The sequence below is a fragment of the Bradyrhizobium murdochi genome, from assembly GCF_000472965.1.
Classification (GTDB): domain Bacteria; phylum Pseudomonadota; class Alphaproteobacteria; order Rhizobiales; family Xanthobacteraceae; genus Bradyrhizobium; species Bradyrhizobium murdochi.
The window spans coordinates 704,749-719,964 of record NZ_AXAU01000001.1; the positions used below are offsets into that span (position 1 = coordinate 704,749).

Sequence of the window (15,216 nt, forward strand, 5' to 3'; positions counted from 1 at the left end):
CTCACACATCTCCAGGGTGATCATGCTCGGTTCGAGCCCGGTACAAAAGGCCAAGGGGGTCGGGACAACTGCGACGGTAGACTGCTCGTTTCCGTCGGCGACGACTTCGGGCAACCTGATCGTTCTCGCTTTTGCGTCCAACGACTATAACGGCAGTCCCGGCGCCGGCTGGTTTCAACAGACCGGAATGGAGCAGCAGACTTTCCACGGGGGATACCTGTGGTTTCGGATATCTGCTGGCGAAACTACGTTTTCGTACACGATTGGATCCGCCACAAACAGCGCCTGGGTCATAACCGAATGGTCCGGTGTCGATGCTTCGCCCTATGACACTTCCGCCGGCCAGTTCGAACAGACGACGACGGAAACCTACACCACGCCAGCGATCACCCCAAGCACAGGTGACCACGTTCTGTTCGCCATGATGGGCGGCTCACTTGGTGGCGGCGCGGACCTGACGGCCAACTCGTGGGGAACGTGGCTCAACAGCTTCACGGCTATCGACTCCCAGGGCTCGGGCGGAAGCGGGACTAACGACCTTGTGGGCTTGGCCTACAGGCTGGTTGCGGGAGACGGCTCCACCACATATTCGTCAGGCGCGACTGCGGACATCGTATTGCAGTCTAAGTCCGGGCTGATCATCTCGTTCAAGGCGGCGGCGCCTTCAACGGCGGCACTGGTCGGCAAGGCAACCGCGGCGGCGGCACTGCGGTCTGCATTCTCAGGCAGGACAGCGCTGCAGGGCGCGTCATCGCTGGAGATCGTCGCCAGCGCCGGGATGAACACGCAGTCGTCCCCAACGTCTGCCCCCATCCTCGTCTCCGGCACATCGACGGCATTCAACACAGCCACGACACCAAAGACCGCCAGCGGCATCACCGTGCAGAACGGCGATGTCATCGTCGCCCACGGTATGCTGGAGACTGCCGCCGGCGGAACAATCAACATTGCCACGACAGCCGGCAGCACGGTCGCGTGGACGTTGCTGGAGGACGTGCCTGGTGTCTCGGAGCCCAACCAGGCGTATTTGCGGACATGGTGGACCACCGCGTCGGCACCCGGCACCATATCTGTCCAGTTTTCAAAGGGTGCTGGCAGCGCCGCCTTTGGCGGCATCGTCAAGGTCTATCGGAATAGCAGCGGTGTGGGCGCGGCAGAGGCCGCGCACAATGGGGACAACGCCAGTGGACTGCCATCTGTCTCGCTCACCACGACGCGCGACTTCTCTGCACTGGATTTCGCCTGCGTGGACTGGTTTGCGACCAGTGGCACCGCGACTTTCACGTCCTCGGCCGGGACGCCGGCCACAGACCTCGACGTTCTGTCGAGCGGCGCGTATCGCGTTTATTCGTCGCACATCGACGCTGGCAGCGCCGGGTCAAAGACGATCGGGATGTCTTCGCCGAGCACCCAGCGCTTTGTCGCCTCGGCAATTGAGGTGCTCGGGCTCGGTCAGGTCGGCTCGCTGGTGGCTAGGGCGACAGTCTCGTCGAGGGGCACGAGCGCGTTCTCTGGCACCACGGGGCTGACTGGCAGCGCTGCCTCCTCGGTGAACGGACGCTCCACCTTCTCCGGCCGCGTTCCGCTGGCGGGCAGGGCCGCTGCTGCCGTGGCGGCGGGGTTCGCGCAGAGCGTCGCGCTGCAGTTCCAGACCCGGTTCTTCCCCGCGATGCGGGGGACACTGACCACCGTCGTTTCGCTGGGATCGTCTGCCGGTTCGGCCACGATGCTCCGGATGCGCGGGGAGGCGACCGCTCGAGCCGCGCTTGCTGCGAGGGTTGCGTCGGCGGCCCAATCGACAGCGGCGGGCGGAGGGAGCGCGTCACTGAGCGGAATGGCGAAGATCGCCTCAAGCGCCAAGAACACATTTTCCGGACGTGTGGTCCTGGCAATCCAGACCCGATTCCTCCCCGCGATGCGGGGCGCCCTCAACGCGGTCTCGGTGCCGACGTCAATCGCTCTTTCCTCGGCGACAGCCATAGTCGGCCGCGCGCGCGCGTCGATCGTCGGGCGCGCGTCGCTGGAGGCACGCTCAAACGTCTCCAGCCGCGCCACGGGCAGCCTGTCGGCCATCGCGGCCCTCTCAAGCCGGACCGCGGCCAAGGCGATGGGCGCGGCCTCTGTGGCCGCTAGAACGGCGCTGGCGACTGCGGCGACGGTCAGGACAGCGATCAATGGCTCGATGGTCGGCCGTGTCGCGCTTCTCGGGCGCGCAGCGATGGCAACGGCGTCTCGCGCGATCGTTCCCGGCACCCTGGTGGAGCTGATTGCGCGCGCAACGACCGCCGTAAAGACAATCGGGCGCGCATCTGCTGGGACTTCGCTAACCGGCAAATCCGCACTGCAGGTCCAGGCCGCTGCCCAGCCGCCGCGCCTGACCGCGTTCATGGCCGCATTCACTGCCGTTGTAGCCAGAGCTCGTGCCGGCACCTCGGCCACCGCCGATTTTGCGGCGGCAGCACGGACCAAAATAGCCGTCAGCGCCCGCAGCACGTTCTCCGGCGTTGTGAACTTGGGCGCAAGCGTCAAAGCAACGACTGCGGCGAGGCTGAGTGAGCCGTTTCTGCCCTTGGCCGCTCGCGCAGTGATGCGCACGTCCGCCCGCGCGCTGCTGTTCATCCTGCGGCCGATCATCCCGGTGCCGGTTTCGCCCCGCTCGGGTAGGCTCGGACGGCTCCGGCAATCGCTCGAGAAGGCGTTCGGCGAGGAGTTCGACATCAATCCGATGACGGCCGCCGTCGACGTCAACAGCCGCGTGCTGCCGGACATCTCGCGCGACCCGAAGATTGACGTCATCGGCATCTGGCAGGGCCCGGCCACCTCGCGCGCACCGATCGCCCGCGGCTCCATGAGCGACGACAAGGCCCATAACTGGAACGTGTCGTTCCCGTCGGTGCGGTTCGATGACGCGGCGATCGCCGGCGTTCGGAGAGGCGACAAGCTGACTCGGAAGCTGGACGGTGCCGTCTACATCATCGAGCGGGTCGTGCCTGACGGCTTTGGACGCACCACGGTGCAACTGACGTCGCGCAAGCGGGAGACCGTGAATTGAGCCTACGGGCGCGAACATTGCTGAATGTGCGAGGGCATCTTATTTCAAGGATCGAGCGCTTTTCCTTGGCGGGCTTGGCGCTCGCAGCTCGGTCGACGCCGGACGAACGCGCGGCCGAGTTGCACTTTCTATTGGAGGTGGTTCGACGGTGAGGAAGCTTGCGGCAATTTGTGCTGACGTGGGCGTTGAGCTCCTACCGACCACGGCAACGGTGCGATCGGGGCAGACGACAGCGCAGTCGACGCTTCAACAGATCCTCGAGAATCGCGGCGAGGGTCATGTCATCCAACTGTTGCGGACCTTTACCGAGACGGAAAACAGCCGCGCCCGCATCGACGCATTCGCGCTCCATGCCATTTCGGATATCATGGTCGCCTATCCGTCATGGGCCGACTCTGGCTTGCGATGGTTCGAAGTCTTTGACCGGGTGGATATCGCAGCGGCCCAGCGCCAGGCGAAGTTGAACCGCGATGTGGTTCCACAGCGTTACGGGGTGGCTGCCGCGCTCTTTCCCGCACTTCACAGCGAATTTGTCCCTCCCGCGCCTGTGAAGCCCGATAGGAAGGCCATGGCTGCTGCGGCCCGGGCGGCGCAGGACGCGGCTCGGTTGGCGCATGTGGAGCGCCGGCTTGAGTTGGGTCGTCAATTGGCGGCACTGCGGGATGTCACGCCTAATAACAGAATGTTTGGCCGTACCGTCCGCCAGCAATTCGATCTTCACGATTCCATGTACGTCGCGGAGTTAATGCGGTTAGCGCGACGGTATGGCGATAGGCCCGAGATTTTCCGCAATGTCGGGTGGCGCACGTTGGTAGAGCTGGCGTCGTCGGCCACGCCGGAGGCAGTGCGCCAGAAGTTCGAGACCAGGATCTTGGCTGGCGAACGCGTCAATGGCGCCGAGATAATCAGCGCTCGCCTTCCAATTGGAGTTCGCACGCCGCGGCCGGCTTAGTCGTGCGCTCGAAGTTAATGGTATTGGACGAGTTCAGACGCAGCCAACAAGAGAGCGCCGGACCCGTAGACTTGGGTGTCTGTGATCTGAACGGCGTCCGGCTGGTCGCCGATCTGCTGCACGCGGCCCAACCTGCCGTTAACTGTCGCCAATGCCAGAGCCCGCCAGCCTCTTTCAATCACTGGACTAAATCTCTTCGCTTCCAGAAGCCCCATCCGCACCCCAGCGGCTAGGCCGTATGTAAAGAAGCCAGTGCAACTGGACTCTGGGATGCTTACGTCGGGAGGAGCGAGCAGCGATGTGGACCAGAATCCATCCGGTCGCTGGAGGCTCGCCACGCGATCCGCGATCTCGACGAATAGCTTGACGTATTTCTCGCGCAACGGGTCGCCGTGGTGAAGCTCGCGTAGGATGTTGACGAGCCCAGCGAGCACCCAGCCGTTACCGCGGCCCCAGAATACCTTCTCGCCATGTGCGCCGGTTTTACCGATGAAGCGGCTGTCACGGTAGAACAGGTACTCGTCGCTGTCGAACAGGAAGTCTTTCGTGGCCCAGAACTCTCTGTCCGCATAATCACGAAAGCGCTGGTCCCGCTGGATGCGCGCAATTCCGAACCATGTCGCGGGTCCCATGAAGATGGCATCGGACCAGCACCATCGCTGCAGGCACTTCGTGCTGTCGAACTCGAGAGAGGACTGTGGCGGGTGCTGCAGGATATACTCCAACCGCTGCACCGTCGGTTCGATCATGCGTCGATCGCCGAAATGATCGTAGGCGGCGATATAGACCTGAGCAATGGCATGATCGTCAGCGAAGTAGATCGGAGGCGCCCAATCACTATGCCCGAGCTGCCAGCCGGTGCGTTCGCCAAGCTCTTGGATCGCGTCGAAGTATTTCATCTGACCTGGTGTCGCGGCCCATCTTGCGAGACCGATATAGAAGGCAGCGCGTGTCCAATCTGTTTCAGGAGCCTCGGGCACTTCATGGAAGTGCGACATCTGCCAGTTCGCGACTTGCTGGGCAGTATTGCGTACGACTTCCGGCGCAAGTGAAGCGGTGAGCAGGATGATGGCAGCCAGTGCAATTGCTTTCATGCGTTTGACCCAAACTACGAATTACCATAGGACCATCGGCGCATAGAACTGCGGCGGGACGGCACAAGCTACCGTTAATCCAGCAGGTAGGCCTCGTTAAAATACAGGTCGTGCAAGAAAAAGCCGCCACGCTCCCACCGGTGCGGATGATAAAGGCCGCCGGCCGAGGCCCCAGGGGCGAGGTCCGTCCAGATAAGGGCTATGGTCCGCTCAGCCCTCTCCAACGCTAAGCCAATGATCTGGCGCGCGCCGGCAAGCGCGTCAACGGCGCCGAGTTGATCCGCGCTCGCTCCGCTCGTGTGAAGTCGGGCGCAAAGTCATTCTAAGTCCTCTCGGATCGATCCAGGCATTGTCCGCCGCAGCATTGCGCGCGCAAACTTTGCTCCTTCTGAAAATCCGAAACTTCAATTGACTCGTCGGGCAAATCAGGTGTTTATAGGGGGCCTGCTGATTTTCAGGAGGCTTCTTTATGTCCGATCAATCTTCCGAGCTTGTAGAGATCTCGAAACTCAACGGCGATTTCAGAAAGAACTACGGCAAACTGATTGGTGCCTATCTTTACCTGCGATCTGTTAGCGCCGCGCGCGGCCGTTCTTGGTTTTGGGCCGGATTGGTTTCTTTCGCCTGTTCTGTAGCGCTGGCTTGGCTGGCGCGACATGGTCTAACTTGGTTACACGCCGGATAAGTGATCGAGCAAGTGCCTCCGGCGTCTGGAAGCTAGCAATTCCAAGGCGGGTACGCCGCTTCTCTGAAAACCTGATCGTATTCCTGTCTGTACGGATTGTAGGTACTAACAGGTAATCGCGCAGGGTCTTGCTTCGGTCCGCCAGCCGTATCGCGACTATCCACCCATCGGGCAAATTGCGGCGCTGGATAAACCAACGCGGTGCATAGTGGTCTCGGCCTGGATGCTCCATCTGCGCAATGCGAAAATAGATATTCACACCGTTTACTCGCAGGCCGTCGGCCAATTCATTGGGAACAACGCGTGCGACCTCCTTTTCGATTCTTGCTGCAACCTGCGACTGGAACTGAGACAGCCGATCAAGCCAGATATGTCGGCTTTCCCAATACTCGAAGTTTCGCTTGGGCACATAACCGACCAATCTGTACGCGTTACGCATGGTGCCAAAATGCGCCCTGTAGACATGGTGACTAGGGAGATCAACCGTCTTGCTTATAATCTTCGGGGTAAGGCGACCTTCTTTCATCAGTGTTCGGCGTAGCCGCGCCAACATCTCTCCTTCGGTGAGGCCATCTACGCGGCGCTCTGTGATAATCTTTTTGGCCGCAAGAAAATCATCAAGCGCAACAATCGGCTCAATGCAGCCTTTGGTCCTGATCCATTTGTCGGGAGAATTGTTAACGCGGTTTGTCCTGAGCTTCGATGATTGACGATTGTAGACGATGTTTCCAATGTAGTTTTCGTTTTTGAGGATTCGCGTTATCTTAGGTCCCGTCCAGCGCTCCCCACAGCAAGGGGGAATACCGTGACGATTCAGCTCGCGGGCGAGAGCCGTCTCGGACTTCACGTCGAGAAATCGACGGAATATCCATTTTACTATCGTGACTTCTTTTACTCCACCTGGCTGTAACCTGACGTGATCAGTTTGGATGTACTTGCGATCTCCCTTCTTGAGAATTCCTTTTGGTTGCCGCTTCTCATCTACTAACACCCGCTCCAGAGCATACGGAGTGGGGCCACCCGACTTAAAACCCATACCTGCAAAGCGACATGCTCCCGCGTGAACCTTCACCGATAGTTCACGACTGTATTCCGCCGCCATCACTCTCTTGATGTTCTTGACGATGCTCGACACCATGCTGTCGTCGTTTTCGAACTGCTCTGCGCAATAGGCCACCTTGATACCGGCCTGTTTGCAGATGAATTCGTAGTAAGCGCTTTCGTCGATGTCCTGAAAGCGTCCCCATCGGCTAACGTCGTAGATTAGGATGTGACCGAAGTCGGCGCGATCTGACTCTACGTCGTCAAGGAGCTGCAATAGGCCCGCACGGTTCTTTAAGTTTAGCCCGCTTTCACCTTCGTCTCGGTAAGTGCGAACAATCGAGAGGTTGCGCGTCTGGGCATATGCCGCGATTACGGCAGCTTGGCTTTCAATTGAGTACCGCTGATAGTCCGTAGACATACGGACATACTGCGCCGCGCGAAGCGCCCTCTGGGTTTTTTCCAGTTGCGTATTGCGGCGGATGACGAGCGCATTGACCATGCATCAATGCTCCAATGCCGCAGCAGCGAAGCTGCCGGCAACGAGTCTTGATCAAAATCCCGTAGTAGAGAAAATGCAAGACCAAGACTGGTTGTAGAAGGCTGGAATATCCAGAAGACCCGATACCACCGCCTTTCCTGAAATTACATCATGAGACTTTTGTGATGTAGCAGTGGCAAATCTTGCAGGACCTCCCGTCTTTAGCCGGCGAGTGCCCACCCAAGAAACATAAGATTATCCGGATCATCAATTCCTCCCCCACCCGGATAGAGGCATATCACCACAACTCCTGATCGAGCAACCGGGGCTGGTAACTTCCTAACATCAATAGGTCCCGCCGGTCCAAGTTGGCGGGCTATCGAATGCGTTGCGAGTTTGTTGGATGCAATCTATGATTACGGGCGCGGGCGGCCCCAACCTTCGGCGAATGGGGGCCGTTTCTTTTGGCACTGGCCACTTCCGGCGGATCTAGGGTGACGAGCTTCCGGGCTTAGGTGATACGCGCGCCCAATTGGGTCGAGGAAAGGATCTGGCATGAAGTCCCTCTTGTCCATGCTCCAACGCAAGTTTGCGCCACGTGATCCCGATGCGGCGATCAAGGCAAACCCCTGCGATGTTTCTGCGTGGGTGCGATTAATCGACGCGCGTGCCCTGTCCGGAAGCTTGAGTCCTCACGCTATGGCTCTGGTCAAATCCCATGACCTTAATCCGGCCGGGCATGCGGTCCACGCCTTCGCGGCAGATATTGCCAAGAAAGGGGGAGAGGCCCTTGAACGTCTAGCGGCCGATCCGACCAAGAACGTGGAGCCTGCGATCGAGGAACTCGTAAAGTGGAAGACGGCCATCCAGTGCGGCCACTCGCACGACGTGTCCAAGGGCTACTTCATCGATGCAGAGCCGGTTATGGAATTGCAGTGGAATCAAATCATCTTCCCCTTGATTAGGGATCTCGATTTTACCACGGTGCTCGACCTCGCCTGCGGACATGGCCGCAATTCCGAGTTTCTACGCCGACACGCTAAATCCCTGCACCTCGTCGATATCAACAACTCGTGCATCGACGCCTGCCGCNNGCGGTTNGGTGACNCCAAAGACGGGACGCGGTTCTATTATCATGTCACCGACGGCAATCACCTCAAGATGATCCCGAACGACAGCATCACTCTCGTCTACAGCTGGGATTCGATGGTTCATTTCGACAAGTTGATCGTTCGCGACTATCTGCTCGACATCAAGCGGGTTTTGAAGCCTGGCGGATCGGCGTTCCTACATCATTCGAACTACGGTGAGATGGCTCCCGACAGCAACTGGGCCACGAACACCGGTACGCGGTCCGACATGTCCGGCAAAATCATGCGGGAGTATGCCGCTGCACTCGGACTTGATATCGTGCTGCAGAAGATCCAGGGCCGCGCGGAAGGTTGGGGTGAGGATGGACTCGATTGCGTCTCGATCCTGCACAAGAGGGGCGTTTAGCGAGAGCATAAAGTGTATAGCAGTCCGTCGTTTCGCGCAGTGTCTCGACGGCGATTAACCTCCGATTCCCATGCGCCTCCGGTTGCCAATCTGATTGAGATCCTGCCGGCGCTGAGCCGGGGTGACCGGGTTGCTACCTAATTTGCTGGAACTGGTGGCCCAGGCTGATCGTTGGATCGGTATGCCGATTGAGTTCTTACATGGACGCCCTTTAGGGCCGGATGAGCTGGATATGATTCGGATGCAGATCGAATCCGGCTTCGACACCATTGAAGCAATCGATCCCGAAGTGCGCGGCATCGTCGAACGCAACTGGCCGCACTTGCTAGCAAAGCTGCCTCCGGAAGAAACTGACTAGTGAAAAGGCCGCCTCCTCAGTCTGCGCTGCGCCTTCCGGATCGACAAAGACGGTCATTGATCCCTCTTCAGCTTGCGCTTGCCCCAGTGAGGCATTTTCAGATCCGGATTAAAGACCCGCTCGACGTGGCGGTTCAACGCTCGCATGACGCCGATCCTGGCAAGCATTGTTGGGCCGCCGTTCTCCGCCACTAGGATCAGCGCCTTCATCGCAGCCTGCCATTCCGGCGCGGAGTGCTCAGCCTGCGGCAGCTTCATGATGTAGCTGGCCGCATCCTCTAAGGAGAGGAGCTGCCGGCCCCTTGGAAGCGGGATCGGATCGTCAAACGGGGTAGACCAGGGCAATTAAATCCACTCGGGCAATTAATTGGTATTCCGCCTCACAGCAGACCCCAAATCTAGCGACTTGTCATCTCGTTCACGTTTTGTACTATCCCCAAGCATCGGATAGCCGACGCAGTTGGACATGCCATGAACGAGGGCGCCGGGCCTTGAATACGAGAGACCGTGAGATCGAGATCTTGTTCAGGCGGCTCCGACTTTACGACCAGCTCGGGCGCCGGGCCGAAGGTCTTTACCGGACAATCCAGAGAGAATTGAAGGAGCGCTATGGGCCTAGATCACGTTCGCTCCGAAATCGAGCACATGCGCGTCCAGGTCGGAAGACAGCGTAAGGAGATCCTGCAGCTTCAGCGCGCCGGCATCGCGACAGCATCGGCAGAGCTGTTGCTGACGAGGATGCTGGCGAAGATTGAGGGGCTGTGCGCCGAGAGGGACCGGCTCAAGGCAGAGCAGGGCGGCCCGATGAAGGGGCGCGTGCTCGGCGGCCGGAGCTGGTGATGCCAGAGCCGCTCAACTGGTACGACGAGACGGCGGCCGACAACTCGCCGTGGCTGAGGGCGCTTGCTGAAGTGCGGCACCGCGCTACACGCGAAGGCCATTGCTACCAGCACGTCCAGGCGATCATCGTCGCGATCGATCAGTATGCAGAGAAGGCGCTCGGCAACCGCGACTACTTTCTCAATCGGCCCTACAGCATTGGAGGCCCTAGGAAGGACCATGTTCCGTAGCGTCCGCAGAGCTATCGCATTGGTCAACGCTTGCCACGCGGCACCGGGTGAAGGCCTGGAGCTCAACTGGGCGCTGTTACGTGCCGGACACGAAGAGCGGAGAGTCGCGTCCGGTGCATCTTCTGCCAGTGCTGGTCAACGCCTTCCGGAAGCCGCCGGCGCGATGCTCACGGGCTCAGCGGATTCTTCCAGTGCCGTGCGCTGACCAGCACTAATCGCCGCGATGGAATTCTGAGCCGGGGTGAACATCACTCAAAGCAAAAAGCGCAGGATCGCGCTGAAGGCGGAAAAGACGGAATCCCGGCCGCAGGCCGATCGGCCGCGCATGAGGGGGAACAGCCGTTTCTAACTCTTCTGATCGGGGCGGGAAATCTCCTTTACCGATCGCCGAAGATGCTCCCATTCGGGCTTTAGCTGAAGAATTATCCTACCCAGAACGCGTGGGAGGTCACTAACGTAAAACCTGCTTTTCTTGTTCTTGGACTCGTAGCTATATCGAATTTCCTCGAATGCTTTGTTTGCCGCCATCAGGGCGCTAGGCAGGTCTCTCTTTATGGGGAGTTCGATAGCGGGCAGCTTCGTTTCGATTGTGCGCCACATCGGCTCCCGTAACGGTACAACCTCGGTATTCCATATATGCTCAATGCGAGACCTTGTTTTGGGTGAAACCAAATTGAAGAGGTAGACAAGATGGTGTCCCGTCGGCACGTCACCAGTTTCGATACAAATGATGCATTTCAGGAAGAGTTCAGAATTAAACGCGGAAAGAACCATGGCTGGCTGCACTAATTCGGCCCCCATTTCTGGGTTTTCATCTATGTTGAAGTTGCCAATAACGGCATCCGCAAGGTGGAATCCGCGCGCGTGCATGAAGATATTTTTGGGGTCGATGCCCTTCAAAAATGGTTTGGGCATAATTCAGTCATCGTCCCTTAGCCTTCAGACAAGCCGCCGGATGGCTTCCACGAAAGTTATACGCCCGCGGGCGCCTGAGCGACGCTGATCACATGCCGCTCGTTCCCGACGGTGATAACGATCGTGTAGGTCTTTTGGCCGCCTGCTTGGTCAGTCGGCGGCGCAAGGTGCAATTGGCCCCCGTACCATTCCCCCGGCATGAGTGTGTTGTCCTTGATCACTGCCTGCTCGAGCATGGCCATGTTGCGTTGGCCGGTTTCGACGGTTGCCGCGATCATGGCCTCGTTCTGTGCAGCGGCATTGCCCTGCGCTATGGCGGCAGCCGTCGGGCTATAGAAGGTGCCCGTTCTGCCGCTTGGCGTGGTGTAGCTTCCGCGGCCGGCGTTAGCGGCGCTATAGGCGTTCCCTGCGGCAGCCAGGCCGGTCAAGATGGCGGCGGCTACTTGGCGATTTTTCTCCTCCTGGACCAGCATCTCATAGCTGACCACCTGCATGCTGTAATCGGTCCCCGCGACATGCTGAATCGCCTCGACTTGCGCGACCCGGAAATCGACCGGCTGCCGCCCAAGGTTGTTGATCCCGACCACAAACACCGGCCGCCCATTGGCTTGGAGCTGTCGTGCTGCTGGTTTCACCAGAACAAGCGAACTTTTCTGTCGGGATACGAGGGCAGGTTGCCCATCGCGCATCAGCGCTTGCTGCTGAGGATTTGATGCCTTGAAAGAAACGGTTTCGCCGCTTGATACGCAGCCGCCCAGCGTGGCGCAAAGCCCCGCAATCATCAGATTACGCATAAGAATATATCCCCCCGTACCCGGGGCTATCCAAGCTCAACCGATGGTGGAGAGCAAGCGGGAAACGCGCCCAAAGCGCTCCGCGGGAGTTCTTTTCGGTGAGTAAATCATGGCGGGCACTGGCGGGTCCAAGGCGGAATGAGAAGCCAGTTGAAAGACCGCCCGAAGGCGGTCTCTCTTCGCAGGAAGGCTGTTTAGCGCTCTAGGTCCAAAGCCCCTCGCTTATCGTCTCGATCCTAGAAGTCTCGCTGTCGTAAAAAATTGGCGCATCGAGCGACACCGGCGATCGGATGTCACCGCGAACAAAGGGGGTTGGCAGCATCCGGTGGGCGGCCGCGGCGAATTCCCTGTAGCGCCTGGGCGCGTCCTCAAGTTTCAGTCGGCCCTCAAGGTGAGCAAAGACCATTTCCGATATGATCTCCTCACGCCGGAGCTTGTCCATGTTGGTCGGGACGCACGCGCCGATGACGTCGTAGACGTTCATCGCGGCGGCTCTGCCCATGGGCAGAGACCGGATGACGGCAGGCTCCGGACGGTAGATGCCGAGCCTGTGCGCTTTGTTGTAGATGCCGCCCTTGGTGAAGCTCACGCCGAACTGCCGCTTAATCCGAGAGGCGATGTCCTCGACTCGCACCGGCTTGGCGAACTCGGTCGCGAGAACCTGCAAGGTTTGCTTGGTCCACTTGTACGGCCTGCGACCTCGGAATGAATTGCGTGCCAACAGCGCTTTCAGTTCACGCCCCTCAGGCGTGTCCAGCTTCGTCAGCTTGACCAGCGTGTTTTGCGACACAACCGAGTCGATAACCTTCTCTTTCCCCATCCACCGGCCGCAAATTCTCGATGCGTGCTGTCCTTCGCGAGCCAATTGTAACACGCGCTGAATGCGCTCGGCCGAGATATTCAAGACGCCGGCCTTCTTCGATACCGCGACGCAGTCGCGACACACGACCTGCGCCTGCGTCGTGATCACCGTGTTCTCTCGAGTTCGGATGTGCCCGTGCTTGCAGAGCCCGTTGTAGGTCGCAGGGTCGGCGCGGCGCCTTTCAGCCCTTTCGGCCATGCACGCTGCACAGAAACGATACTCCCTAAAAGTCAGTTGGGTATTGCCTTTCCAGGGGTGTCCATTTTTGCAGAAGCCGTCGGCGGTCGCCCTATAGCGTTCAAGGCGCTTCTTGACGAGGGACGTAGTAGCGGGTTTTCGCGTGGATGAACTCATTGGGTGCTCTCCTGTGAGAAGCCCCAAGCCCGAGCGGGACGACGATCCTGAGTCGCGGCGGCGCGATGGCGCGCGCGGAGATATCCCCCGAGGAGGGGATGGATTTTATTTGGGACCGAAAGCGCTCAGGAGCCCGATCGCTATGGGGATGAGAGCAGCGCAAATCCATAAGGCGGGTGCACTGGAGCTTAGGCCGGCGATAAGGATCCAAAGACCGAAGCCGACGATGAGGGCCGAGGTCGCATAGGCGGCCGCTTTTTCCATGTTCGATCCAGCAGCAAAACCGGGATCGATCGCCTCTATTGACTCGCTACGGGGCTAAAACGTTCCGGTTTGTGCGGACGGCTGCCCCGGGAGGGCGGGATTTCGTTAGCAAATCAGCGGGGGGCGGATTGTTGATCATTTCCCTTTAGCCTTTAGCCCCAGCTCCACAAGCCGGCGTATGGCTTCGGAGCGGGTTGGCAGGTCGGGCTGACCAGCGGCCCATTTGTCCACCTCGCGCCCGATCTCTGGAGCTAGTCTCACGGCCGTTACAGGATGAACGCCACCTTTCTTCTTTGGTCGCCCACGCGATTTTTTGTTTACTAAAATTGACCGTTTCATATTTTTAGTTTACAGAAAATGCAAGCCGAGGGGAAGCGCCAACTTCCGCCCCGGCTCTAACCCCAAGCAAGGAAGCGACACCATGCCCAAGGCTGATCCGCGTCTTAGCACGCCACCCCTAAGCACGTCCTTAAACAACCCCGCCGAAACGACCACCACCGAAGCCGTCGACACCTCCCGGCGCCGATTGCTTGCTCAAGCCGCAGCAATGACCGCCGGAGGCGCGGCCCTAGCGACGGCTCTCTCGATGCCCGGATCGGCCGCACCCGCTGGGCAAGCCCCTGATCCAATCTTTGAAGCAATTGAGCGGCACAAGGTAGCTCACGCTGACTGGGTCTCGTGGGTCGATCGCCATGGCAAGCTCGAAGATGAGATCCCGGCGGAAAAGCGCTGCTCCGACACGAGCCGTGACAACGTCGTGGAAACCGACGACCCCAGATGGATCGAGGCTGAGCGTCAGCTAGACCTGACCGCAGACGCCGAGATCGCGGCGGCTTACACACTCATTGAGGTGATCCCCACCACACGGCTCGGAGTGCTTGCCTTGCTCGATCACGCCGTAAGGCACGACACGGACGGCTTTGCTTGGCCGGATGAGTGGCGCGAAGGCTTGCTCGAGAACCTCGCCGAGGCGCTCCCGCAACTCTGGCAGGAGGGGAGGACGGCATGATGAACAAGAGCGACATCGACTGGGCCCTGCACCAGATCCAGCAAATGGTCATCATTGCGCGGCGTTCGACACAGGGTCTGAAGCCGAGCAAAGATATCGCATATCTCCTCATGCCAGTCGGGCAGCACGAGTCGCTGGAGTTCAGCCTCGGCGACATCCTGGATAAGGTGACCGCACTCAAGGAGGGTTGGGACGACACCGAACACCGCGGGAAAGCTGCTCCGGACGCGGCGTCGGACGGTGAAGGGTCTCGCCCGACCGACAGGCCCATTCGCGACTGGAACGGCGCATACACGGACATCGAGGGCTCTATCTGCGATGCGGTTCACATGATCGATATCGCGGCTGAGTTCGCTAACGACACCATCGACCGTGGCGACCAGCTTACGTTCGCCGTGAACCAGAGCCAGCAGATGATGGAAGACCTCAAAAAGCGCTACTACGAGAATTGGGAAGCCGCTGGCTGAACTGCGATCCAGCTCAAAGACACCAAGCCCGGCCCAGCGCCGGGCTTTTTCATGGGCCAGGATGAGGGCTTTGACGGGGTAGCACGAGAGGGGACGCCGCTTCACGCCGGCAGGTTTTTTCCTTAGCCGAGAGCCGGCACTGGTGCGCGACTATGCCGTTGCGACGTTGGCACCCGAATTGGCACCCAACGCCTTAATACAGGCCGGAATTGCGAGGGACGGGGAGGGGCGCGGCTCGCTCGGAAACGCCGATAGAATGGGACGTTTCGGGACAAGCCGCTACCGCTTGATATGACCAAAACAACATTTCAAGACCGGTGCC

General features: G+C 59.5%; 14 protein-coding genes. 8 read left to right on the forward strand and 6 right to left on the reverse strand.

Annotation, left to right across the window (positions count from 1 at the left end; translation table 11 throughout):
• Positions 1-22: 22 nt before the first annotated feature.
• Together YUO_RS0103605 and YUO_RS0103610 are read left to right on the forward strand one after the other, a co-directional pair.
• Positions 23-3,052, forward strand: coding sequence for a hypothetical protein (locus YUO_RS0103605; RefSeq protein ID WP_156908459.1), 3,030 nt, complete (start codon positions 23-25; stop codon positions 3,050-3,052).
• A 148-nt stretch (positions 3,053-3,200) separates the two neighbouring features.
• Positions 3,201-4,004, forward strand: coding sequence for a hypothetical protein (locus YUO_RS0103610; RefSeq protein WP_156908460.1), 804 nt, complete (start codon positions 3,201-3,203; stop codon positions 4,002-4,004).
• A 14-nt stretch (positions 4,005-4,018) separates the two neighbouring features.
• Here YUO_RS0103610 and YUO_RS0103615 read toward each other — a convergent pair whose 3' ends face one another.
• Complete coding sequence (locus tag YUO_RS0103615; protein ID WP_028346067.1) at positions 4,019-5,098, reverse strand: glycoside hydrolase family 88/105 protein; 1,080 nt, start codon at positions 5,096-5,098, stop codon at positions 4,019-4,021.
• 572 nt (positions 5,099-5,670) lie between these two features.
• On the reverse strand, positions 5,671-7,326 hold the full coding sequence (locus YUO_RS39660) for a recombinase family protein (protein ID WP_051379202.1): 1,656 nt from the start codon (positions 7,324-7,326) through the stop codon (positions 5,671-5,673).
• Between the two features lie 903 nt (positions 7,327-8,229).
• Here YUO_RS39660 and YUO_RS48855 point away from each other — a divergent pair.
• Both YUO_RS48855 and YUO_RS45915 read left to right on the forward strand, forming a co-directional pair.
• Positions 8,230-8,802 (forward strand): class I SAM-dependent methyltransferase, encoded by a 573-nt coding sequence (locus YUO_RS48855; protein WP_430649528.1) that lies wholly within the window; start codon positions 8,230-8,232, stop codon positions 8,800-8,802.
• Positions 8,803-8,923: 121 nt separating this feature from the next.
• Positions 8,924-9,160, forward strand: coding sequence for a hypothetical protein (locus YUO_RS45915; RefSeq protein WP_156908461.1), 237 nt, complete (start codon positions 8,924-8,926; stop codon positions 9,158-9,160).
• Between the two features lie 53 nt (positions 9,161-9,213).
• On the opposite strand, the gene YUO_RS0103640 is transcribed toward YUO_RS45915, so the two are convergent.
• Entirely contained in the window at positions 9,214-9,417 is a 204-nt protein-coding gene (locus YUO_RS0103640) for a hypothetical protein (RefSeq protein ID WP_347335909.1), read from the reverse strand.
• Between the two features lie 351 nt (positions 9,418-9,768).
• On the opposite strand from YUO_RS0103640, the gene YUO_RS39670 reads away from it, so the two are divergent.
• Together YUO_RS39670 and YUO_RS0103650 are read left to right on the forward strand one after the other, a co-directional pair.
• Positions 9,769-9,999: a hypothetical protein gene (locus YUO_RS39670; RefSeq protein WP_035725822.1), complete on the forward strand. Its 231-nt coding sequence runs from the start codon at positions 9,769-9,771 to the stop codon at positions 9,997-9,999.
• Positions 9,999-10,229: a hypothetical protein gene (locus tag YUO_RS0103650; protein ID WP_028346069.1), complete on the forward strand. Its 231-nt coding sequence runs from the start codon at positions 9,999-10,001 to the stop codon at positions 10,227-10,229. The genes YUO_RS39670 and YUO_RS0103650 overlap by 1 nt, the downstream gene beginning before the upstream one ends.
• A gap of 345 nt (positions 10,230-10,574) precedes the next feature.
• Here the strand turns inward: YUO_RS0103650 and YUO_RS0103660 are convergent, their stop codons facing one another.
• The 3 genes from YUO_RS0103660 to YUO_RS0103670 form a co-directional block, all read right to left on the reverse strand.
• Positions 10,575-11,144 carry a hypothetical protein gene (locus YUO_RS0103660; RefSeq protein WP_028346070.1) on the reverse strand — a complete coding sequence of 190 codons (570 nt, stop codon included), beginning with the start codon at positions 11,142-11,144 and terminating at the stop codon, positions 10,575-10,577.
• Between the two features lie 56 nt (positions 11,145-11,200).
• The gene (locus tag YUO_RS0103665) at positions 11,201-11,938 is read right to left on the reverse strand and encodes a hypothetical protein (RefSeq protein WP_028346071.1); all 738 of its coding nucleotides are present in this window, start codon (positions 11,936-11,938) and stop codon (positions 11,201-11,203) included.
• A gap of 202 nt (positions 11,939-12,140) precedes the next feature.
• On the reverse strand, positions 12,141-13,154 hold the full coding sequence (locus YUO_RS0103670; RefSeq protein ID WP_156908462.1) for a hypothetical protein: 1,014 nt from the start codon (positions 13,152-13,154) through the stop codon (positions 12,141-12,143).
• Between the two features lie 685 nt (positions 13,155-13,839).
• On the opposite strand from YUO_RS0103670, the gene YUO_RS0103680 reads away from it, so the two are divergent.
• On the forward strand, positions 13,840-14,427 hold the full coding sequence (locus YUO_RS0103680) for a hypothetical protein (RefSeq protein WP_156908463.1): 588 nt from the start codon (positions 13,840-13,842) through the stop codon (positions 14,425-14,427).
• Positions 14,424-14,894 (forward strand): hypothetical protein, encoded by a 471-nt coding sequence (locus YUO_RS0103685; RefSeq protein ID WP_028346074.1) that lies wholly within the window; start codon positions 14,424-14,426, stop codon positions 14,892-14,894. The genes YUO_RS0103680 and YUO_RS0103685 overlap by 4 nt, the downstream gene beginning before the upstream one ends.
• Positions 14,895-15,216 lie beyond the last annotated feature (322 nt).

Bases quoted from the DNA above. Each gene is read 5' to 3' on its own strand.
- YUO_RS0103640 (WP_347335909.1), bottom strand. From the start codon at position 9,417: ATGAAGCTGCCGCAGGCTGAGCACTCCGCGCCGGAATGGCAGGCTGCG.
- YUO_RS0103615 (WP_028346067.1), bottom strand. From the start codon at position 5,098: ATGAAAGCAATTGCACTGGCTGCCATCATCCTGCTCACCGCTTCACTT.
- YUO_RS0103685 (WP_028346074.1), top strand. From the start codon at position 14,424: ATGATGAACAAGAGCGACATCGACTGGGCCCTGCACCAGATCCAGCAA.
- YUO_RS0103650 (WP_028346069.1), top strand. From the start codon at position 9,999: ATGCCAGAGCCGCTCAACTGGTACGACGAGACGGCGGCCGACAACTCG.
- YUO_RS0103605 (WP_156908459.1), top strand. From the start codon at position 23: ATGCTCGGTTCGAGCCCGGTACAAAAGGCCAAGGGGGTCGGGACAACT.
- YUO_RS39670 (WP_035725822.1), top strand. From the start codon at position 9,769: ATGGGCCTAGATCACGTTCGCTCCGAAATCGAGCACATGCGCGTCCAG.
- YUO_RS0103680 (WP_156908463.1), top strand. From the start codon at position 13,840: ATGCCCAAGGCTGATCCGCGTCTTAGCACGCCACCCCTAAGCACGTCC.
- YUO_RS39660 (WP_051379202.1), bottom strand. From the start codon at position 7,326: ATGGTCAATGCGCTCGTCATCCGCCGCAATACGCAACTGGAAAAAACC.
- YUO_RS0103660 (WP_028346070.1), bottom strand. From the start codon at position 11,144: ATGCCCAAACCATTTTTGAAGGGCATCGACCCCAAAAATATCTTCATG.
- YUO_RS0103670 (WP_156908462.1), bottom strand. From the start codon at position 13,154: ATGAGTTCATCCACGCGAAAACCCGCTACTACGTCCCTCGTCAAGAAG.
- YUO_RS0103665 (WP_028346071.1), bottom strand. From the start codon at position 11,938: ATGCGTAATCTGATGATTGCGGGGCTTTGCGCCACGCTGGGCGGCTGC.